This is a genomic window from Dactylosporangium sp. NPDC005572, assembly GCF_040605515.1.
Taxonomy (GTDB): Bacteria; Actinomycetota; Actinomycetes; order Mycobacteriales; family Micromonosporaceae; genus Dactylosporangium.
In genome coordinates this window covers 1-20,199 of record NZ_JBEXCY010000210.1, presented here as the reverse complement: position 1 = coordinate 20,199, position 20,199 = coordinate 1, and the positions used below count along the sequence as shown (strand labels likewise).

21 protein-coding genes and 1 pseudogene are annotated in these 20,199 nt (G+C 74.2%); 7 read left to right on the top strand and 15 right to left on the bottom strand.

The genetic code is table 11. The features are described 5' to 3' along the window. From ABZS66_RS50680 to ABZS66_RS50670, 3 genes and pseudogenes are all read right to left on the bottom strand, one after another. Positions 1-781 (bottom strand): beta-ketoacyl synthase N-terminal-like domain-containing protein (locus ABZS66_RS50680; protein WP_354770256.1); only part of this gene is annotated, 781 nt, incomplete at its 3' end. Continuing rightward, on the bottom strand, positions 771-1,022 hold the full coding sequence (locus tag ABZS66_RS50675) for a zinc-binding dehydrogenase (RefSeq protein ID WP_354770258.1): 252 nt from the start codon (positions 1,020-1,022) through the stop codon (positions 771-773). The genes ABZS66_RS50675 and ABZS66_RS50680, both read right to left, overlap by 11 nt. A gap of 375 nt (positions 1,023-1,397) precedes the next feature. Beyond that, positions 1,398-1,991 (bottom strand): annotated as a pseudogene (locus ABZS66_RS50670) (alcohol dehydrogenase catalytic domain-containing protein); the annotation flags it as partial. 49 nt (positions 1,992-2,040) lie between these two features. Here ABZS66_RS50670 and ABZS66_RS50665 point away from each other — a divergent pair. Continuing rightward, complete coding sequence (locus tag ABZS66_RS50665; protein WP_354770255.1) at positions 2,041-2,547, top strand: helix-turn-helix domain-containing protein; 507 nt, start codon at positions 2,041-2,043, stop codon at positions 2,545-2,547. 169 nt (positions 2,548-2,716) lie between these two features. Here ABZS66_RS50665 and ABZS66_RS50660 read toward each other — a convergent pair whose 3' ends face one another. Together ABZS66_RS50660 and ABZS66_RS50655 are read right to left on the bottom strand one after the other, a co-directional pair. Further along, positions 2,717-4,186 (bottom strand): MFS transporter, encoded by a 1,470-nt coding sequence (locus ABZS66_RS50660; protein ID WP_354770254.1) that lies wholly within the window; start codon positions 4,184-4,186, stop codon positions 2,717-2,719. Between the two features lie 48 nt (positions 4,187-4,234). Then, the gene (locus tag ABZS66_RS50655; RefSeq protein WP_354770253.1) at positions 4,235-4,699 is read right to left on the bottom strand and encodes a MarR family winged helix-turn-helix transcriptional regulator; all 465 of its coding nucleotides are present in this window, start codon (positions 4,697-4,699) and stop codon (positions 4,235-4,237) included. A gap of 86 nt (positions 4,700-4,785) precedes the next feature. On the opposite strand from ABZS66_RS50655, the gene ABZS66_RS50650 reads away from it, so the two are divergent. The 4 genes from ABZS66_RS50650 to ABZS66_RS50635 all read left to right on the top strand — a co-directional run bounded on the left by ABZS66_RS50650 (position 4,786) and on the right by ABZS66_RS50635 (position 9,208). Further along, complete coding sequence (locus ABZS66_RS50650; protein WP_354770257.1) at positions 4,786-5,694, top strand: ATP-binding cassette domain-containing protein; 909 nt, start codon at positions 4,786-4,788, stop codon at positions 5,692-5,694. Continuing rightward, the gene (locus ABZS66_RS50645; protein WP_354770252.1) at positions 5,691-6,449 is read left to right on the top strand and encodes an ABC transporter permease; all 759 of its coding nucleotides are present in this window, start codon (positions 5,691-5,693) and stop codon (positions 6,447-6,449) included. Before ABZS66_RS50650 ends, ABZS66_RS50645 begins: the two co-directional genes overlap by 4 nt. Positions 6,450-6,532: 83 nt before the next feature. Beyond that, positions 6,533-8,881: an ATP-binding domain-containing protein gene (locus tag ABZS66_RS50640; RefSeq protein WP_354770251.1), complete on the top strand. Its 2,349-nt coding sequence runs from the start codon at positions 6,533-6,535 to the stop codon at positions 8,879-8,881. Between the two features lie 9 nt (positions 8,882-8,890). After that, positions 8,891-9,208, top strand: a complete 318-nt coding sequence (locus ABZS66_RS50635) for a metalloregulator ArsR/SmtB family transcription factor (RefSeq protein WP_354770250.1) — start codon at positions 8,891-8,893, stop codon at positions 9,206-9,208. A gap of 88 nt (positions 9,209-9,296) precedes the next feature. Here the strand turns inward: ABZS66_RS50635 and ABZS66_RS50630 are convergent, their stop codons facing one another. The 9 genes from ABZS66_RS50630 to ABZS66_RS50590 form a co-directional block, all read right to left on the bottom strand. Further along, positions 9,297-10,208, bottom strand: a complete 912-nt coding sequence (locus ABZS66_RS50630; protein WP_354770249.1) for a hypothetical protein — start codon at positions 10,206-10,208, stop codon at positions 9,297-9,299. A 22-nt stretch (positions 10,209-10,230) separates the two neighbouring features. Next, positions 10,231-10,833 carry a hypothetical protein gene (locus ABZS66_RS50625; protein WP_354770248.1) on the bottom strand — a complete coding sequence of 201 codons (603 nt, stop codon included), beginning with the start codon at positions 10,831-10,833 and terminating at the stop codon, positions 10,231-10,233. Between the two features lie 12 nt (positions 10,834-10,845). Further along, entirely contained in the window at positions 10,846-12,309 is a 1,464-nt protein-coding gene (locus ABZS66_RS50620; protein ID WP_354770247.1) for a multicopper oxidase family protein, read from the bottom strand. 6 nt (positions 12,310-12,315) lie between these two features. Next, positions 12,316-12,777, bottom strand: coding sequence for a hypothetical protein (locus tag ABZS66_RS50615; RefSeq protein ID WP_354770246.1), 462 nt, complete (start codon positions 12,775-12,777; stop codon positions 12,316-12,318). 98 nt (positions 12,778-12,875) lie between these two features. Beyond that, on the bottom strand, positions 12,876-13,529 hold the full coding sequence (locus ABZS66_RS50610; protein ID WP_354770245.1) for a response regulator transcription factor: 654 nt from the start codon (positions 13,527-13,529) through the stop codon (positions 12,876-12,878). Continuing rightward, positions 13,526-15,799 (bottom strand): histidine kinase, encoded by a 2,274-nt coding sequence (locus tag ABZS66_RS50605; RefSeq protein WP_354770244.1) that lies wholly within the window; start codon positions 15,797-15,799, stop codon positions 13,526-13,528. Before ABZS66_RS50605 ends, ABZS66_RS50610 begins: the two co-directional genes overlap by 4 nt. Positions 15,800-15,883: 84 nt before the next feature. Continuing rightward, positions 15,884-17,050, bottom strand: a complete 1,167-nt coding sequence (locus ABZS66_RS50600; protein WP_354770243.1) for a winged helix DNA-binding domain-containing protein — start codon at positions 17,048-17,050, stop codon at positions 15,884-15,886. A gap of 7 nt (positions 17,051-17,057) precedes the next feature. After that, positions 17,058-17,714, bottom strand: a complete 657-nt coding sequence (locus ABZS66_RS50595; RefSeq protein WP_354770242.1) for a hypothetical protein — start codon at positions 17,712-17,714, stop codon at positions 17,058-17,060. After that, positions 17,708-18,001 carry a hypothetical protein gene (locus ABZS66_RS50590; RefSeq protein ID WP_354770241.1) on the bottom strand — a complete coding sequence of 98 codons (294 nt, stop codon included), beginning with the start codon at positions 17,999-18,001 and terminating at the stop codon, positions 17,708-17,710. Before ABZS66_RS50590 ends, ABZS66_RS50595 begins: the two co-directional genes overlap by 7 nt. A gap of 239 nt (positions 18,002-18,240) precedes the next feature. Here ABZS66_RS50590 and ABZS66_RS50585 point away from each other — a divergent pair, with 239 nt between their 5' ends. Together ABZS66_RS50585 and ABZS66_RS50580 are read left to right on the top strand one after the other, a co-directional pair. After that, positions 18,241-18,879, top strand: a complete 639-nt coding sequence (locus ABZS66_RS50585) for a 50S ribosomal protein L11 methyltransferase (protein ID WP_354770240.1) — start codon at positions 18,241-18,243, stop codon at positions 18,877-18,879. Positions 18,880-18,890: 11 nt separating this feature from the next. Further along, on the top strand, positions 18,891-19,853 hold the full coding sequence (locus tag ABZS66_RS50580) for a tyrosine-type recombinase/integrase (protein ID WP_354770239.1): 963 nt from the start codon (positions 18,891-18,893) through the stop codon (positions 19,851-19,853). On the opposite strand, the gene ABZS66_RS50575 is transcribed toward ABZS66_RS50580, so the two are convergent. Beyond that, positions 19,835-20,164 (bottom strand): hypothetical protein, encoded by a 330-nt coding sequence (locus tag ABZS66_RS50575; protein ID WP_354770238.1) that lies wholly within the window; start codon positions 20,162-20,164, stop codon positions 19,835-19,837. The genes ABZS66_RS50580 and ABZS66_RS50575 overlap by 19 nt on opposite strands. Between the last annotated feature and the right edge of the window lie 35 nt (positions 20,165-20,199).

Sequence of the window (20,199 nt, the reverse complement as noted above, 5' to 3'; positions counted from 1 at the left end):
CGATGCCCGACGAGTTCCCCGCGGTGTGCACGTGGTCGATCCGCTCGATCCAGTGGTACTTCTGCAGCGCCACCGCGTCGAAGCCGCCCAGTTCGCCGATCATGCCGAACGATGCCGGCAGGTTGCCGAGGCCTTCCATCGTCGAGGCGCGGACGTGCTCGTCTCGGTCGAGGACGACGAGGCCGTTGCGGTCGCGGACGGGCACGATCGAGCGGGTGAAGTGGCCGCCGGCCCAGGCTTTGGCGGCGCGGGTCTGCGACTCGAGGGCGTACGCGTCGACGTCCTCGCGGCTGAACCCCTCCATGGTCGCGATCAGGTCGGCGCCGATGCCCTGCGGCACGAACTGGGTGGCGTAGCTGGTCTCCGGGTCCATCGCCCAGGCGCCGCCGTCGGAGCCCATCGGCACCCGCGACATCGACTCGACCCCGCCGGCCAACACCAGGTCCTCCCAGCCCGCCCGCACCTTCTGCGCCGCGATGTTCACGGCTTCGAGGCCGGAGGCGCAGAACCGGTTCAGCTGCACACCGGCGACGGTCTCCGGCAGCCCAGCCGCGACGGCGGCGGTCTTGGCGATGTCACCCCCCTGGTCACCCAGCGGGGACACGACGCCGAGCACGACGTCGTCGATCGCGGCCGGGTCGAGCCCCGGGTTACGGCGGCGCAGCTCGTCGATCAGCCCGACGACGAGCGACACGGGTTTCACCCCGTGCAGGGAACCGTTCTGCTTGCCCCGCCCGCGGGGTGTGCGGATGGCGTCGAATACGAAAGCCTCAGTGCTCACCTACCGAAGAGTAACCATTCGTCCCCTGGTTGGGTAGCGGTTGTTGGCGGGCTGCCAAAAGGATCGCGACCTTTCCGCGGCGGGGTCCGCGCTCGGCCGCGGCGTGGGCTTCAGCGGCCCGTTCCAGCGGGTACGCCGCCTGCACCGGCACCCGGAACCGCCCCTGCGCGGCCAGCGCGGCCGCGGTGGCGAGCCCGTGCCGCCCGTCCGGCTCCCCGCCGAGCTCCCCGGTGGAAATCATCACACCGAGCGCGGGCCCACCGAAGTCGGCCAGGGTGAGTACCCGCTCCGCCGCCCCGGTAAGCGCGATCAGCTCCGGCAACGACCCTTTCCCAGCCACGTCGAGCGCAACGATCCGCGCCGACGCCCGACTCCCAGCCCCGCCGAGCGAGGCGGGTCCGAGCGCAGGCCCATTCCCGGTTGCGTCCAGCACGGTCGGGAGTGACACCGGCCCGTTCCCGGCCGCGTCGAGCGCGATCACCTCCGAATCCCACCCGTTCCCAGCCCCGCCGAGCGCCGCTGGGAACGGTTCCGGACCGTTCCCAGCTGCGTCCAGCGCTGTCACGTCCGAATCCCACCCCGTTCCGGCCGCGCCGAGCGCAACGCCGGCGTTTCGGATGCGGTCGGGCAACCCCGGCCCGTACGCCACCGGAATCGCCCCCAGCCCCGCGACGAACTCGAAACTCTCCGGCCGCGCCGTCCCGACCACGGTTGCCCCGCGAGCAACTGCGAGCTGCACCGCCACGCTCCCGACCCCGCCGGCCGCCCCGTCGACGACCAGGACCGTTCCAGGCCCCACCCCGAGCCGGTCCAGGGCCCGGGTAGCCGTCTCGGCGCTGGTCGCAGCCGCCCCGGCCGCGGCCCACGGCAGCGCCGCCGGCCGGTGCGCCCAGAACCGCAGCACGGCGAACTCGGCGCTCGCCCCGCCGAGCCTGCTGACGTCCACCGCCCCGAACACCTCGTCGCCGACAGCGACCCCGCCGACGCCCGGCCCCACCTCGTCGACGACCCCGGCCGCGTCGACGCCAGGAATGTGCGGCAGGTCGACGCGGGACCGCGACTGCCCCGACCGCAGCGCCACGTCGACGGGCGCGACGCCCGCCGCCATGACCCGGATGCGGATCTCCCCGGCCTCGGCGTGCGGTGCGGGCAACTGCCCGACCCGCAGCACGTCCGGCGGCCCGAACCGGTCGAAGAACAGTGCAAACATGCGGGCTACGGTAGGCAGGCCGGTGCCCGGGACGTCGGAAGTGAGAGCCGTGCGCGCACAATCGACTCGCCACCACATCATCGCGACGGCGGCCGCGGTGTTCGCCCGCGACGGCCTCGGCGTGCCGACCCGCGCGATCGCGGACCGCGCCGGCCTGGGCGTGGCCACGGTGTACCGCCATTTTCCGTCCCGCGCCGACCTGGTGACGGCCGTCGTGACCGACCGCGTGCACCGCTGCGCGGCGGACCTGCGGGTGGCGCTGGCCGACCCGGACCCGTGGTCGGCCCTGTCCGGCACGATCCGCCACTTCGCCGCCCGGCAGGTGCACGACCAGCGCCTGAACGAGGCCCTGACCGGCTTCGACGAGGAGCGCCGCACCCACGCCGCGGCGCTGGACGCGCTGGTGGACCGCGCCCGCACGGCGGGGGCGGTCCACCCGGACCTGTCGGCGAGCGACGTGCGCACGGCATTGATGGCGATCGCGGCCGTCCGCACCCGCGGTGCGGCCACCGTCACCCGCCTGACGGACCTCCTCCTGGCCGGCATGGCCGCCTGAGCCCACCCCGAAGCGGACCCCGCAAAGACGGCCCGGATCCGGCGATTGCCCTGATGCGCCCCTTACACCCCGGAGTTACATTCGGGACAACGACCTGGGGGAGGGCGTCATGCGGGAGCGGCTCGGGCTGGTGGGGATCGTCGCGCTCACCGGAGGCTGGTTCACGGTGTCATGGCGTGTGATGGGCAAGCCGATCGTCGACGCGGTCGGCGAGACGGTCGGGGGTGTCTCCGTGGTACTGCTGGGAATCGCCGTCATCAGCGCCGCCCGCGCGTCCCGGTGAGCGCAGCAGCAGGGCCGCGCCGACGATCGACAGCACCAGCAGGACCGTGCTGACCGTGAATGCCAGGCGATAGCCGGCGGTCAACGCCGACGGCTCCGCGGTGCCGGCCGCGAGCAGCGTGCCCGTGCGGTGCGCGGCGAGCGTCGAGAGGGCCGCGACGCCGATCGCCATGCCCAGCTGCTGCGTCGTATTGAACAGTCCCGACGCGAGCCCGGCGTCGTCCTCGCGCGCGCCGGACATGCCCAGGCCGGTGATCGCCGGCAGCACCAGGCCGCCACCCGCGATGAGCACCATGACGGGCAGCAGGTCGCTGGTGTACCGCGCGTCGGTGGGCAGCCGGGTCAGCCACGCCAGCGCCGCGGCGAGCAGCGTCAGCCCGGCGATGAGGACGACCTTCTCGCCGAGGCGGGCGATGAGCCGGGCCGACACCCCGAGCGACACGACGGCGATCGCGAGCGCCGCCGGCAGCATCGCCAGGCCCGTCTGCAGCGCGGTGTAGCCGAGCACACGCTGCATGTACAGCGCGATGAGGATCTGGAACGAGAACATCGCGCCGATGAGCAGGATCTGCAGCGCGTTGGCCGCGGAGACCTGCCGCGAGCGGAAGATCCGCAGCGGGATGAGCGGCGTGCGGGCGGTGGCCTGCCGGGCCACGAACCCGCCGAGCAGCAGGGCTGCGGCACCGGCGGTGATCAGGCGGTTCGACGGCTCGACGACGGCGTAGATGGCGGCCATCAGGCCAGTGGTGACGAGCAGCCCACCGAGCACGTCGGCGCCGGCGCGCAGGCCGAGCCCGCGGTCCGAGGGCAGGTACGGCAGTGCGAGCGCGAGCGTGGCCAGCCCGATCGGCACGTTGATGAGGAAGATCCAGTGCCAGCTCAGCAGGTCGGTGAGCACGCCGCCGAGGACCTGGCCGATCGAGGCGCCGGCCGCGCCGGTGAACGAGAAGACGCCGATCGCGGTCGCCCGCTCGCGCGGCGCGGGGAACAGCGTGATGAGGATGCCGAGGCTGACCGCGCTGAACATGGCGCCGCCGACACCCTGCAGGAACCGGGCGGCGACCAGCATCCCGGCGTTGACCGACAGGCCGGCGAGCACCGACGCGGCGACGAACACGAGCGTGCCGGCGATGAGCATCCGCTTGCGGCCGAGCAGGTCGCCGAGCCGGCCGGCGAGCAGCAGCAGGCTGCCGAAGGCGATGAGGTAGGCGTTGACGACCCAGGTCAGGCCCTCCGGCGTGAAGCCGAGGTCGCCCTGCATGACGGGCATCGCGACGGTGACGATGCTGCCGTCGAGGATCACCATGAGCGTCCCGGCGGCGATCACGGCGAGCGCGAGCCACTTGTTCTTCTGCATGGGTCCGACCGTAGCAGATCGTCTGCTACGGAACAATCTTGCAGGGGACTACTGGCGAGCCCTCCGGACGCCCTGCGCATCGACCGGGGTGGCCAGGTGCCCCTGCGCGAGCCGGGTCAGCGCGCGGACCAGCACCGACCGCTCGTCGTCGGGCAGCGCGTCGAGGACCGCGGCGTGCACCGAGTCGGCGATCTGCTGGCTGCGGGCGGCCATCTCGGCCCCCGACGGGGTGACGGCGATGATCCGGGCGCGCCGGTCGGTGCTCGACGGGCGGCGCTCGGCCAGCCCCGCCTTCTCCAGGGCGTCGACGGTGACCACCATCGTGGTCTTGTCCATGCCGCCGATCTCGGCGAGCTGGATCTGCGTGCGCTCCTCGCCGAGCGCGTGGACGAGCACGCAGTGCATGCGCGCGGTCAGCCCGATCTCGGCGAGCGCGGCGGCCATGCGCGTGCGCAGCACGTGGCTGGTGTGGTCCAGGAGGTACGAGAGGTCGGGCGTGAGCGTGGCGGCCATCGTCCCAGCATAGATAATCCGCTGGCAGACCGTCTGCGGCAGCGCCCCGACCTGGACATTCGCCGAATTCCCGAAAACTCCATACACTGTATAGTGTGATCGAAGCCAACGACCTCCGGAAGCGGTACGGCAGTAACGCCGCCCTCGACGGGCTCGACCTCTCAGTGGCCGCCGGCAGCGTCCACGGGCTGCTCGGGCCCAACGGCGCCGGCAAGACCACCCTCGTGCGCATCCTCGCCACCCTCGCCCGGGCCGACCACGGCACGGCCACCGTCGCCGGGTTCGACGTCGCCCGGCAGCCCGACCGGGTCAGGCAGGCCATCGGGCTCGTCGGGCAGCACGCCGCCGTCGACGAGGTGCTCAGCGCCGGCCAGAACCTCGTCATGTTCGGCCGGCTCTGCCACCTGACCACCGCGCACGCCAGAGCGCGCGCCAAGGAGCTGCTCGACCAGTTCGGCCTCGCCGACACCGGCGGCAAGGCCGTCCAGCACTTCTCCGGCGGCATGCGCCGGCGGCTCGACCTCGCCGCCGGCATGCTCCTCGCCCCGCGGGTGCTGTTCCTCGACGAGCCCACGACCGGCCTCGACCCGCGCGGCCGGGCCGAGGTCTGGGCCGCCGTCCGCGGCCTCGCCGCGCAGGGCACGACCGTCCTGCTGACCACGCAGTACCTCGACGAGGCCGACCAGCTCGCCGACCGGATCAGCGTCATCCACCACGGCCGGGTGGTCGCCGACGGCACACCCGACGAGCTCAAGTCCCGCCTCGGCGACGACCGGCTCGAGATCCGCGGCGACCCCGACGTGCTCGAAGGAGTCATGGCCGCGTTCGGCCCGGTCACCGTCGACCGCGACGAACGCAAGGTGACGGTGAGCGTCCGCGACCGCATGGCCGCCCTCAGCGCGGCGATGCGGTACGACGTCGAGGACGTCACCCTGCGCCGCCCCACCCTCGACGAGGTGTTCCTGAACCTGACCGAAGAAGGAGTGACAGCGTGAAGTGGGCACTGCACGACGGCTGGGTCATGACGCACCGGGAGCTCGCCCACCTCGCCCGGCAGCCCGCCGCGCTCATCCTCACCCTGCTGTTCCCGGTCCTGCTGGTGGTGATGTTCGCGTTCGTGCTCGGCGGCGGCATGACCGTGGAGGGCGGCGGCGACTACCGGGAGTACCTGCTGCCCGGCATGTTCGCGATGACGATGATGTTCGGCGTCGAGTCGACGTTCCAGGCGATCGCCACCGACCTGAACCGCGGGGTGACCGACCGGTTCCGGTCGCTGCCGATGTCCCCGGCCGGGCAGGTCCTCGGCCGCAACCTCGCCGACCTGATCACCTCCGCGCTCGGCCTGCTGGTGATGGTCGGCTGCGGGCTCGCGGTCGGCTGGCGCTGGCACAACGGCCTGGCCGGGGCCCTGGCCGCGGTCGGCCTGCTGCTCCTGCTGCGCTTCGCGGTGCTGTGGATCGGGGTGTACCTCGGGCTGCTCAGCCGCAACCCCAACCTGCTCATGGCGGTGCAGATCCTGGTCTGGCCGATCGCGTTCCTGTCCAGCGCGCTCGCCTCACCCGCCGACATGCCGTCGTGGCTGGGCGCACTCAGTGCCTGGAACCCGCTCTCGGCGACGGCCGACGCCACCCGGGCGCTGTTCGGCAACCCGGGGGAGGGACAGATCTGGAAGGCTGTCGCGTGGCCCCTCGTCCTCGTGGCGGTGTTCTTCCCGCTGTCGATCCGGCAGTACCGGAGGCTGTCACGATGAGGTAGCGTAGAGCGTTCTGAACAAACGAAAAGGCGCCGTCAACGGCGCCTGAATGTTGAAGATGTTAGCCGACTGGAGACGGATTGTCAAACTCATCCGACACAGCCGACATCGCCGAGGAGCAGGGGCATCTCACGACGCTCTACACGCACCTCGACGCGCTGCGGGAGGAGGCCTCCGCCCAGCTGCAGAAGGCGCTGCTGCAGACCGGGGGCACCCCGGCCGACCGGTCCCACCGCGACTCCGCAACCGCCCTGTACAGCGACCGCATCGCCCAGTACGGCGCGGTGGAGAACGGGCTGTGCTTCGGCCGGCTCGACTTCGGCGACGGCGAGCGGCGCTACATCGGCCGCATCGGCATCTTCGACGAGGACAACGACTACGAACCGCTGCTGATCGACTGGCGGGCGCCCGCCAGCCGGCCGTTCTACCTCGCGACCGCCGCCGCACCCGACGGGGTGCGGCGGCGCCGCCACATCCGCACCGAGCACCGCGCCGTCACCGGCCTCGACGACGAGGTCCTCGACCTCAGCGAGGCACACGGCACCGGCCGCGGCGCCCACGACGGCGTCACCGGCGAGGCGGCGCTGCTGTCCGCGCTCAACGCCAGCCGTACCGGCCGGATGCGGGACATCGTCGAGACCATCCAGGCCGAGCAGGACCACGTCATCCGCGCCGACCTGGGCGGGGTCCTCGTCGTGCAGGGCGGCCCGGGCACCGGCAAGACCGCGGTGGCACTGCACCGCGCGGCGTACCTGCTGTACACCCACCGCCAGATGCTCTCGTCGCGGGTCGTGCTCATCGTCGGGCCCAACCCGACCTTCCTGCGGTACATCTCCCAGGTCCTGCCCTCCCTCGCCGAGACCGGCGTGCTGCTGGGCACGATGGGCGACCTGTTCCCCGGGGTCGTCGCCAACCGCGACGAGCCGGCCGAGATCGCCGCGATCAAGGGCCGGGCCGAGATGGTCGACGTGCTCGCCGCCGCCGTCCGCGACCGGCAGCGGGTCCCCGACGAGCCGCTCACCCTGCACCTGGACATGCTCGACGGCGCCGCGGTCCTGCTCGAGCCGGCCGTGATCGAGGACGCCGGGGAGCGGGCCCGCCGCTCCGGCAAGCTGCACAACCTGGCCCGGCCCACCTTCGACACCGAGATCATCCACGCGTTGTCGCTGGTCGTCGCCGACTCCATCGGCATCGACCCGTACGCCGACGACCCGCTCGGCGGCGACGACGCGCCCGGCGACGCGCAGCTGCTCGACGAGGCCGACCTGGCCGAGATCCGCCGGGAGCTGCGCGGCGAGGCCGAGGTCCTCGGCGCCCTCGACTGGCTGTGGCCGATCCTCACCCCGCAGCAGCTCGTCGCCGGCCTGTTCGCCTCCGACCAGCGCCTCGCCGCGGCGGGCGCCTCGCCGCTGCTGCGGCGCAGCGCGAGGGAGACGAAGGAAGGCTGGACGCCGGCCGACGTGCCGCTGCTCGACGAGGCCGCCGAGCTGCTCGGCGAGGACGAGACGGTCCGCGAGATCCTCGCCGAGCGGCGCCGCAAGCAGCAGATCGCCTACGCCGAGGGTGCCCTGGAGATCGCGTTCGGGTCCCGCTCCATCGACGTCGAGGACGAGGACGACCCGGAGCTGCTGTCCGTCACCGACCTGCTGGAGGCCGACCGGCTCGCCGAACGGCACGACGAGGAGGAGAAGCTCACCCCGGCCGAGCGGGCCGCCGCCGACCGCAAGTGGGCGTTCGGCCACGTGATCGTCGACGAGGCGCAGGAGCTGTCGGCGATGGCGTGGCGGCTGCTCATGCGCCGCTGCCCGAGCCGGTCGATGACCGTCGTCGGCGACGTCGCCCAGACGGGCGACCTCGGCGGGGCCGCCGCGTGGGACGACGCGCTGAAGCCGTACGTCGGCGACCGCTGGCGGCTGCGTGAGCTCACCGTCAACTACCGCACCCCGGCCGAGATCATGGCGGTCGCCGCGGGCGTGCTGGCCGGCATCGACCCGGCGCTGGAGCCGCCCCGGTCGGTGCGCGAGTCCGGCGTCGACCCGTGGGTGCGGGGCGTCGCCCCGGCCCGGCTCGCCGAGGCGCTCACCGAGGCCGTCGAGGTCGAGGCGGAGGCGGCAGGGGAGGGCCGGCTGGGCGTGATCCTGCCCACCGGGCTGTTCTCCGAGCTGGCGCCGGCGGTGCTCAAGGCGGTGCCGGACGCGGCCGTCGGCGACGAGCCGGAGCTGTCGTCGCGGGTCGTGGTGCTCACCGTCAAGCAGGCCAAGGGCCTGGAGTTCGACGGCGTGATCGTCGTGGACCCGCAGCGGCTCGTCGACGAGTCACCGCGCGGCGCCAACGACCTCTACGTCGCGCTCACCCGGGCCACCCAGCGGCTCGGCATCCTGCACCCCGGCACCCTGCCCGACTCGCTGTATGCCGTGGTGGGCATATAGCGTGGTGGTGTGCCTCCGTTCGACGTGCTCGCCGAGCCCACCCGCCGCCGCATCCTCGATGCGCTGCTGGACGGGCCGCAGCCCGTCGGGGCGCTCACCGAGCGGCTCGGCCTGACCCAGCCCGGCACCTCGAAGCACCTGCGGGTGCTGCGGGAGGCCGGGCTGGTCGCCGTGCGGCAGGACGCGCAGCGCCGCTACTACGAACTGTGCCCGGAGCCGCTCGCGGAGATCGACGCGTGGCTCGCCCCATACCGCCGGCTGTGGCACCGCCACCTGGACCGGCTCGAATCCGTCCTCGACGACCTGGAGGACGGGACAGGGAGTTGATGGTGGGAGCGTGATGGGTCGGACTCCAGCACGCTCACCGAACCGACCTGAGCCTAGAACACCCCTCCCGGCACCCTTGCCGCGGGGGTCACTGGTCCAGGTACCGCCGGAACCGTGACACGAGATAGCCGGGCTCCTGCCGGATGACCAGGTTGGCGACGATGACGCCCGGGACGGCGACGCTCCTGCCCGCCTTCGCCGGCGCCACGTACGGCCGGCCGGTGATGAGGTCGTCCTCTCGCGGCACCCCGGGCGTCATCGCCCACCGCCCGCCGGCGTTGCGGATCATGGCCTCCCCGACATACCAGGCGGCGGCCTGCACCACCGGGTTGCCGTCGTCGGCCCCCCGCACGCTGCCGGCCGGCAGCAGGCCCAGCAGGACCCGCTCCAACGTCTCGACGGACCGCGGTGAGCAGTCCCACACCCGCGCCCCACCGCCCAGCCCGGCCACCCACTCCTGGAACGCCACCTCCTGCCGCCGCAGCCACCACGCGAGGTCGTCGTCGATGTCCTCGGCGACGTCCTCAGCGCCGGTCTCGTCCGCAGGCGTGGCCAGGCGGGTCGGCTCCCATCCCCGGTTGAAGGCCCGGAGCCGCTCGACCAGGGCGGCGACCTCGCCGATGGTCTCTTCGAAGACGGCCCCGTCCCGGCGCCGCACGGCCAGTTCGACGAGGTCCCCGGGCGCGACGGGCTCGAGCCGCAGCGCCGGGTCGAACTCGACGACGGGCCGCATGTCGTACCCCCACCACCCGCCCCCGACGCGCAGCAGCACCTCCCCGGCGTACCCGGTCACGCCGTCGCGGAACTCCCGCTCACGACCGCCGCCGAGCTTTCGCACGACGAGCGGCTCAAGGAGCACGAGCGACTCCGGCGTCAGGTCGAGGCTGAACCCGGCCGGCAGCGCGGCCCGCAGCGCGGCCAGCCGCCGGGCCTGCCCGTCCAGCCACCGCCGCCCCTCGCCGGACAGTCCGGCCGGCACGCCCTGCTCGATCCGGACCATGCATCGACCTTAGCCTGGCCTGTCATCGCAGCTCCGCTGCCGACAGCGGCGTGCGGCCCGGTGACGTGACGCCGAGCAGCACAGCCCAGAGCGGGAACAGGAACCAGAGGATCGTGCCCACGGCCCCGCCCGCCACCCAGGCCCAGTCGACGCCCGCCGCGACCGTGACGACCGTGCCGGCGAGGAACGCCAGCATCGCCACCGGCACGCCCGCCAGCAGGATCCGGCCCAGGCGCCGCACCGGCGCGGGGTTCGCCGGGCTGTCGCTGATCGCCCCGGCCCACAACATCGACGCCACGCTCCCGGCCGAGACCAGGCCGACCTGCACGTCGAACGGGAGCACGCCGGTGACCAGCAGCACCTGGAGCACCACCACGGCCACGCAGGCGCCCGCCCCGATCGCGGTCCACACCCGGACCCGGCGGGCCGGCGGCAGCCGCCGGCCCAGGCCGACGACGACCGGCAGCAACGCGGCGAACTGGAAGATCACCAGGTAGTCGTTGACGGCGCCGAGCGACGTCTCGTGCGGCGCGTCCGTCCAGGGCTGCGCCACCGCGTAGAACGCCACCAGGAGCAGGTCGGCGGCCAGGCCGAGCACCCCGCTGGCGAGGGCCCACCATCGCATCGGGCTCACCTCTCACTCCGGGCTGTTGCCGGTCGCCGCGCCGAGGAGGAACGGCGTCGTGTATCCGGCGTACATCAGGTGTGCGACCAGCCCGTCGGCCGCGTGCTTGAGGTTGTGGCAGTGATCCGCCCAGACCCCCGGGTTGTCCGCCACGAACGCGATCTCGTAGCGCTCCCCGTCACCGACGTTGAGCGAGTCGAACCACCACGGGCTGCCGGTCGCGGTTACGCCGTCGCGGCTGAGCACCACCGCGTGGTGGCCGTGCAGGTGCATCGGGTGCACCTCGCCGCTGGTGTTGACGACCGTCATCCGCACGACGTCGCCCTCGGCGACCGTGTACATCGGAACGTCCGGGTACAGGTGGCCGTTGATCGTCCAGAACATTCCGGGGCGGCCGGCGACGAAGCCCGGCCGGCGGCCGATCTCGTACCGGAAGGTGCGGTCGGCCGCGCCCGGGTCGAACCCCAACGCTGCCGGGGTGCCGTAGCCGAGCAGATCCAGCACCTTGGCCGGCTGCGCGACGCGGGGCGGTTCGCCGGAGCCCAGGACCACCGACAGCCCGCCGCCGACCTGCACGCGCACCGGCGAGCCGCGGTCCGGCATCGTGATCTCCAGATCGGCCCGGCCGCCCGCCGTGACGAGCAACGACGTGTCGGCGACCGGGGTGGGCCCGTGCACCTCGGTACCGTCGACGGCGACCACCCGGTACGGCGCGCCCGCCACCCAGGCCGACGTCGGGCCGTTGTCGCTGTTGATCAGGCGCACCCGGACGACCGTCCCCGGCCCGGCGGCCACGCGCAGGTCGCGGCTGTCGCCGTTGATCGTGCGCACCCCGTCGTAGACGTGGGTGAGCGCGACGACGTCGACCGCGGGCGGGTCCGGCGGGAGCACCACCAGGGCCCCGAACAGGCCGCGGGCCACCTGCTCGTGCGAGACCTGGTGGGAGTGGTACCAGAAGGTTCCCGGCGCCGGCGCGACGAACCGGTAGACGTGCTCGGCCCCGGGGCGCACGGCGTCCTGGGTCACCCCGGCCACGCCGTCCTCGGCGTTGGGCACGTCGACGCCGTGCCAGTGCAGCGTGATCCCGGCGCGGACGTTGTCGTTGACCAGCCGTACCTCCACCAGCTGCCCGGCCCGGGCGGTGATCGTCGGGCCGGGCGAGGCGCCGTTGAGCGTGTAGCCGTCCACCGTGCGGCCCGACGCGAGCCGGAACCGCTCCTGCCGCGCGGTCAGCGTCACCGCGACGTCCGCGGGCCGGTCGCGGTCCGTGACGAGCGTGGTAATGTCCCGTCCGCCGTGGCCGTCGTGGCCGTCGTGGTGGCCCGGCGCGCCGCCGCCGTGGTCCGCGTACCCCATCGACATGATCGAGTACTGCCGGGGTAGCCGGCTGTCCTGCCACAGCCAGGCGAACGGGCCGACGATGAGCAGCGTCGCGGTGACGGCGACGGCCAGGCGGACCCGGCGGGTACGCGGCACCGCCGGTCAGACCCTGGCCGCGAGGCTGGCTGGCTCGGCCGGCACGGCCTCCCGGCCGACCCGGCGCGCGGTGTACAGGGCGGCCGTGAACAGCAGCAGCGCGTTGCCGCCGTGCAGCAGGCCCGCGAGCGGCAGGCCGTGGCCGGCGTAGCCGAGCGTCATCTGGACGGCCACCAGCGCCAGAACGAGCCCGCCGAACCTGATCCCGCCCGGCACCTTCGCGAAGAACGACGAGATGAGCAGCAGCAGGGCGAGGACCGGGATCAGCAGCCCGCCGTTGATCCCGTGCACGATGATCCCGGCGACCTCGGTGAACGGCACCTGCTCGCTCTCCATCACCGACTTGTCAAAGACGCCGCCGCCGTCGACCCAGGCGCCCAGGCCGGCCACCGCCCACGCGATCATCATCGCCTGGACGACGACCTCGGCCGCTATGACGTACGCCAGGACCTTGTAGACCGTTCTCATGACCGTTCTTCCCCTCGCCTCGGCTGTGTGGTCGCCGTCAGCGTCCGGTGGGGGGTATCCCGGTGTCACGGGACGATGTCCCGTCCCGGTCGGGAGGTTCAGCGCGGCTCAGACCCGCCCAGCCCGCCCAGCCCGGCCTCGCGGGCGCGCAGGATGGCGCCGGACCGGTCGGCCACGTGCAGCTTCATGATCACGTTCGAGACGTGGTTGCGCACCGTCTTGCCGCTGATGCCGAGCCGCCGGGCGATGGCCGTGTTGTCCATGCCGCGCGCGAGCAGCCCGAGCACCTCGTGCTCCCGCTCGGTCAGCTGGGGAAACGGCGACGCCGACGCCGCCCGCGCGAAGTGGCCGAGCAGCTTCGCGGCGACCCCGGCGCCGAAGACGGCCTCGCCGCGGGCGACCGCGCGCACCGCCGCCAGGATCTCCTGCGGGCCGGAGCCCTTCAGCGCGTAACCGTAGGCACCCGCACGCAACGCGGCGAGCACGTTCTCGTCGTCGTCGAACATGGTGAGGATCAGCGCCCGGGTGGGCAGCCCGGCCGCCCGCAGCCCGGCCGCGACCGTCAGCCCGTCGCCGCCGGGCATGTTCACGTCCAGCACCGCGACGTCCGGTGCCTGCTCGGTGGCGGCGCGCAGCGCATCCGTACCGGTCGCGGCGACCGCGACGACGCTCATGTCCTCCTCGGCGTCGAGCAGCGCCGTCAGCCCGGACACGAACATCGGGTGGTCGTCGGCGATCAGCAGCCGGATCATCCTGTCCTCCCGCCCGGGGGCAGCGGCAGATGTGCGTGCACGCGGGTGCCGCCCCCGGCCGTGGAGCCTATCGACCATTCGCCGCCGACCTCGGCGGCGCGCTCACGGATCGAGCGCAGGCCGACCCCGTCCGGCCGCGCCGGATCGAGCCCGCGGCCGTCGTCGGCCACGGTCACCTCGACCGAGTCCGGATGCCGCGCGATGAGCACCGTGCAGGAGGTCGCGCCGCTGTGCCGGACCACATTGGTCATCGCCTCCACGGCGATGCGGTAGGCCGCCGTCTCGACCGCGGCCGGCAGCGGCGCCGGCGCGGCGCCGTCCTCCTCGCCGCGGACCTCGATGGCGACCGCGCCCGCGAGCGCGTCCGCCCGGGACCGGACCGCCCCGACCAGGCCGAGCTCGTCGAGGGCGGGCGGCCGCAGCGCCTCCACCAGGCGCCGCACGTCGGTCACCGAGGCGGTCGCCTCGGCCGAGATCTCGGCGAGCAGCGCGTGCGCCGCCGACCCGGCGGGCACGTCACGGGCGGCGAGCTCGGCCTTCAGCCCGATCGCGGCCAGCGTCGGGCCGAGCCCGTCGTGCAGGTCCCGGCGCAGCCGCCGCCGCTCGTCCTCCCGGGAGGCGACCACGTCGGCCCGGGACCGCACCAGGTCGTCGTGCAACCGCACGGCCTGCACCGCCAGGCCGGCCTGCCGCGCCAGCGAGCCGAGCAGCGCCACGTCCGCCGCGTCGAGCGGATCGTCGCGCCCGCGCGCCGACACCCGCAGCCGGCCGACCGACTGCCGCTGATAGTGCAGCGGCTCCACGTGCACCGGCTCGGTCGGCGCGCCGTACTCGGCGGCGAGCTGGAAACCGCCCGCGCCGTCCGCGAGGTCGATCGCGGCGTACGGCACACGCAGCGAGCGGGCCACGGTCTGCACCACCGCCGGCAGCACGTCGGCCGGCAGCATCGCCGAGCCGAGGCGCGCCCCCAACCGGTCCAGCGCTCCGGCCGGGTCGTGGCGGTCGCCGTACATCAGCCGGTCGACGGCCCGCTGCGCGGCCGTGCGCAGCGGGGCCAGCGCGACGGCCGCGGCGGCCGCGGCCAGGGCTGCGGCGACCGTGTCCGACAGGTGCAGGCCGCTGACCAGCAGCGCGACCACGATCGCGTACCCGGCCACCAGGACGGCGACCGTCGCGGCGTACGCCAGGGACCGGTTCGCCAGCCGCTCGATGTCGAACAGGTACTGCCGGCGCAGCGCCACCCCGATCGCGGCGACGAACGGCAACCCGGCCAGGCCGAGGTCGCCCCACGGCAGCAACTGGTCCCCGGTCACCAGCTGCGGCAGGTGCCAGCCGAGGATGCTGACCAGGGCCGCGGCGGCGCCGCCGCCGCCGAGCCAGCGCAACCGGCTGCGCATCAGCGGGTCCGCAACCGTCCGGTAGGCGACCACGCCGGACACCGTGCTGGCCAGCAGCGCCGCGGCGGCGACCGCGGTCTGCCCGCTGTGGACCAGGGCCAGCCACCGCAGCTGGTTCGGGGCGAGGAGGCCGGCGACCGCGGCCCACGCGAGCATGACGGCCAGCGGCCCGGCGTACGCGATCCGCACGGCCCGGCGACCACCCCAGGGATGCCCGTCGATGGATGCCAGCGAGAAGGCGAGCAGGCCGCCCCAGGCGACCGAGTAGACCCCGATGGTGTTGAGCTGGAACAGCCAGAACACCGGCCCGCCGGTGGCCAGGGCGAGCGCGGGGAGCCCGGCGACCACGACGGCGGTGCTACCGAGCAGGCCGGCCCCGAGCACCAGCAGCGGTCCGGTCGACGGTTCCTCGGGGCGGCGGACGTAGAGCGCCGCGGCGAGGACCGCCAGCGCGAGAACGAAGGCGAGGTTGCCCCACGCCTGGTCGGCCAGCGGCCGGATCGCGGGCCGTTCGACCCGGACGACCGATGCCGGCGCCGAGCCGTCCCGGGTGACGTCGTACGGGATCTCGGCACCGGGCTCGGGCCGCTGCAGTGTGCCGAGGCCGTCGGCGAGGCGGCGCCCGCCGATCGAGGTGACCAGGTCACCGGTGCGCAGGGTGGTCCCGCCGGGGTCGGGGACCACGACGACGACACCGTCGGGGCGCAGCGCCGACCAGCCCAGCGGCAGGATCGTCCCGTCGTCGGCGGTGTCCAGCCGGACGGCCACGCCGACGACGCCCAGCACGGCGATGACGATCGCCACCACCGCCGGGCCGCGGCGCGACCGCCGTACGGGACCGAGCTGGCTGAGCTGACCATGCCCCGCGGACACGTCGTCATCATCGCCGATGAGGCGCCGCGGAGTCTGCCGGGCGGTCGGTCAGATGCACTCGACGGGCGGACATGTCAGGCTGGATCAGGCGCCGGCGAGGCGCTTCTCCAGCGGCGTGCGGAACCGGGGTGTCACCCGCACGCCGTCCAGCCAGCCCGACAGCTCCCCGGTGGCCGTCGCCACCGCCGCGCGGACCGGCGCCGGCACGTCCTCCAGCAGCTCGACGGCCGCGCCGCCGGCCGGTGGGCAGGCCCAGCCGCCGATCACGCGCCCGTCGGCCCACACGGTCGGGCCGGCGTTGCCGGTGCGGTCGAACAGCTGCGGTGCGTGCGGGCCGAGGTACCACTCCCGCGACACCCAGCCCATCATGGTCGGGTCGAGGCCGGGCAGCAGCGCCACCCACGGCGGCGGCGGCTCGACGGGGTCGACGTCGTCGGGCAGGACCCAGCCGGTGTCGCCGCCGTCGAGCGTCACCTCGACCGCCTCCAGGGCTTTCAGGGCGGCGCGGGTCTGGGTCACGGTCCAGCCGGTCCACCACTTCAGGTCGGCGAGGGTGCCCGGCCCGTACCGCGCCAGCCAGGCCCGCACCAGTTCGGCCCGGGCCTGCGCGGGGTCGAGCTCCGGCAGGTCGGCGCCGAGCCAGGCGGCGGCCGGCGACCACGCGTACTGGCTGCTCAGCCACGAACCGACCGGCCGGCCGCGCACGATGCGGCCGTCGGCGGACAGCAGGAACAGCACCCGGCTGGTGGCGTACTGGCTGCCCTGCGGGAACGCCAGCTCGGTCCGCAGCCGCGGCTCGTCGGCGGCCAGCTGCGCGGCGGTCGCGCTGCCCCGGGCGAGCAGCGCCGCGTACGTCGACGCCTCCACGTCCGCCAGCCAGTCGGCGTCGCCGACCCCGCACTCTCGCAGGTGCTTGACCAGCAGTTGCCGCTGGGCGGCGGCGATCGCGCGGGTGGCGGCGGCCTGCACGACCGGCGCGAACCCGACGGGCACGACGAACATCGTGCGCCGCATGCCGAGCATCCGCAGGAGCGTGCGGTCGCGGTACAGGGCCTGCTCGACGCCCTCGACGAGCGGGGTGTGCAGGCGGGCGGCGATGGACAGGTGGACGGTGGCGGCGTCGGTGGCGTGGAGTGCGACGAGCCCGGCGGCGACGTCGGGCGGCCCGTGCCCGGCGGTGACGGGCCCGGCCAGCCCGTGCCGCCAGGCGAGCCGGGCCTGCCGCTGGGCGGTGTCGATGTGCGGTTTCACGGCCTCATTAGTACCGCAACCGCCACCCGCTGCCGTCCCCGTCGGTCATGCTCCCGTCGGCGAGGGCGGGCGCGGCGAGCGTGGGCCACCGCGGGTCGGGCGGGTTGCGCAGCAGCCTCCCGGCGGTCTCGTGCAGGTTTGCCAGCAACATCCCGGCGACGGCGAGGAACTCGGCGAGCGCAGCCACACCGGCTGCGGCCGCGGCCGGGATCGCGAGCGGGATGGCGCAGGTGGCGATGGCCGCGGCTAGCCGCACGGCGAGCGCCGAGACCGCCACGCCGAGGGCCGCCCAGAACGTGGTCAGCGCGACCGCGAGGTCCCGCAGCGCGGCCGCGACCGCCGAAGCAGCCCCGGCCGTCTCGGCGAACGCGGCCCGCTGGGTGCGCAGCCCCTGCACATAGGCGTCGGCGGCCGGCCCGCGCCACCGGTTGTCGGCCCGTAACGTGTCCGCCCCGAGCAGCCCGCCCCTGTGTGTGACGGTGACCGCAACCGCAGACCACCGCTCGGCCGCACGCCACAACGCCATCGGATCGCCGGGAGAACGCATCATGACCGCGAGCCGCTCCCGCACGTCGTGGACGAGCCGGCCCAGTTCCCCGTCGTCGCACAGCTCGGCGAGCCGCCGCGCAACGTCCAGGACGTCAGGGAGGTCGGTCGTCACCATGTCTGCCGCAGTCGGTGCACGGCCGCCGCCTCGTCCCGCTCGTAGGCTGCCGCCGCCGTCCTCAGGGCGTCCGCCGTCGCCGTGCAGGCCGACGAGCCCGACGTGAGCAGCGCGGCGGTCTGGTCCACGAATGCGGAGAAATGCCCCGCGACGGCCGACAGCTCCGCGACCGTGAGCGGCGGCAACCGGGCGAGGGACAGATCGGTGGCAGCGGCCAGCCACGCGGCGGCGTCGTCGCGCAGCGCCGCGACCGCGGCGGTGATGGTCTCCGGCGTCGGTGGTGGCATGTCCACCATCCTCGGCGTGCCGCGGGAGCGGCCGGAAGACCGGATCGCCGCCTGTGGATAACTAGGCGTCGTCCTTGCGCCGCCACGAGTCCACGTACAGGGCGATCAGGATCAGCACGGCCACCGCGAGGCCGAGGATGATCCAGACGAATACGGCATTGCCCCCCATGTATCGACGGTACCGGCGGTGGCTGACGCGCGGCGTCGCACGCAGGAGTGACTTGGTAGCGTCGCAGCCGATGAGCACAGATTTCGTCCTGGCCAACACCCGCCCCGCGAAGGTCCCGCTCGTCCCGGAGGTGGTGCTGCACCAGGCGGACGAGGCGATCGAGCTGTGGCAGCGCACCGAGGCCGACCACGGCGGGGCACAGCTGCCGCCGCCGTTCTGGGCGTTCGCGTGGGCCGGTGGGCAGGCCCTGGCCCGGCACGTGCTGGACGAGCCGGGGCTGGTCGCCGGGCGGCGGGTCCTCGACCTGGCCGCCGGCTCCGGGCTGGTGGCGATCGCCGCGATGCTGGCCGGCGCGGCCGAGGTGACCGCGGTCGAGATCGACCCCCTCGCGGTGGCGGCGATCGAGGTCAACGCGGCCGTCAACGCGGTGCGGGTCACCGCGCTGCTGGCCGACGTGCTCGACCAGCGGGTGGACGCGGATGTGGTACTGGCGGGCGACGTCTTCTACAGCCGCGACATGACGGCCCGGATGCTGGGCTTCCTGCGCGCGGCGGCGGCGACCGGCGCGACGGTGCTGGCCGGCGACCCCGGCCGGGCCTATCTGCCGCGGGAGCAGCTGACGCTGGTGGCCGCCTACGACGTGCCGGTCCCGCAGACATTGGAAGACACGCCGGTCAAGCGCACCACTGTCTGGCGGGTGAATCCCTAAAATCTGCGGCGATGTCCACCCTCTCGCCGCTGCCGTCGCCCTCCGGTGGGCTGGCCGACTTCACCGAGGGCTGGCTCGCCAACCGGCGGCTGTCCGCGCACACCCGGGCCGCGTACCGCCGCGACGTCCACCAGTTCCTCGCCTGGTGCGCCGAGCGTGGCGTCGACCCGGTCCGGGCGTCGTTCCTGCACGTCAACGCGTACGGCCGGGACCTGGAGTCCACGGTGGACGGACGGACCGGCAAGCCGCTCGCCCCGGCGAGCGTGGCGCGGAAACTGTCGGCGCTGTCGAGCTGGTACCAGTTCCTGCTGCGGCTGGAGATCGTGTCGAGCAACCCGGTCGGGGGTGCGGACCGGCCGCGGGTGGCGCGGGACGTGTCCTCGACGGTCGGGCTGTCCGCGGCGGAGGTCGACGCGATGCTCGCCGCCGCGGCCCGCCTGTCGGGCCCGACCGCGGAGCGGGACCGGGCCGTCCTGGCGCTGCTGGCGGACCTGGGGCTGCGGGTCGGTGAGGTGGTCGCCCTGGACGTCGCCGACGTCGGCGTCGAACGCGGGCACCGCACGGTCCGGTTCACCGGCAAGGGCGGCCTGTCGCGGCGGCGGGCGCTGTCCCCGGCCGCGGCGCACGCGATCGACACGTTCGTGGCCCGCCGCGGCGACACGCCCGGGCCGCTGTTCGTCACCGCGACCGGCGGGCGGGTCGACCGGCACGCCGTGTTCCGGCTGGTGCGGCGGCTGGCCCGGGACGCCGGGGTGCCGGCGTGGGAGCGGCTGTCGCCGCACTCGCTGCGTCACGCGTTCGCGACCGCCGCCCGCGACGAGGGCGTGCCCCTCGAGGACGTGCAGGACGCGATGGGGCACGCCGACCCGCGCACGACCCGCCGCTACGACCGCGACCGGCACAACCTGGACCGCGACCCGGCGTACGTGCTGGCCGCGGCCCGGGCCCGCCGCGGCTACAGCAGCTCGTCGTAGTGCTCGTGCAGCTCCGCTGAGACGTCGGCCCGACCCAGCTGGCGCAGTGTCCACAGCGACGCGAGCAGCGTCGGGCGCTCGTCGCCCCGATCGAGCGCCCAGGCGGCGTGTTCGAGCAGCAGCGCGGCGGTGAGGGCGTGCCCGAGCCGCAGCGCGAGCTCCCGCGCCCCGGCCAGGACCCGCGGGGCGCGGGGGTCGGCGGCGGCGGTCTCGACGTCGACCGCGATGCGCCTCGCGGCGGCGACGACGGCCTCGGCGACGCCGGGCAGCCCGTGCACGGCGGCGTCGGCGGCTCGAACATGTCGGTCCATGGAGCGAGGACGAGTACCTCGCGCTCGGCGAGACC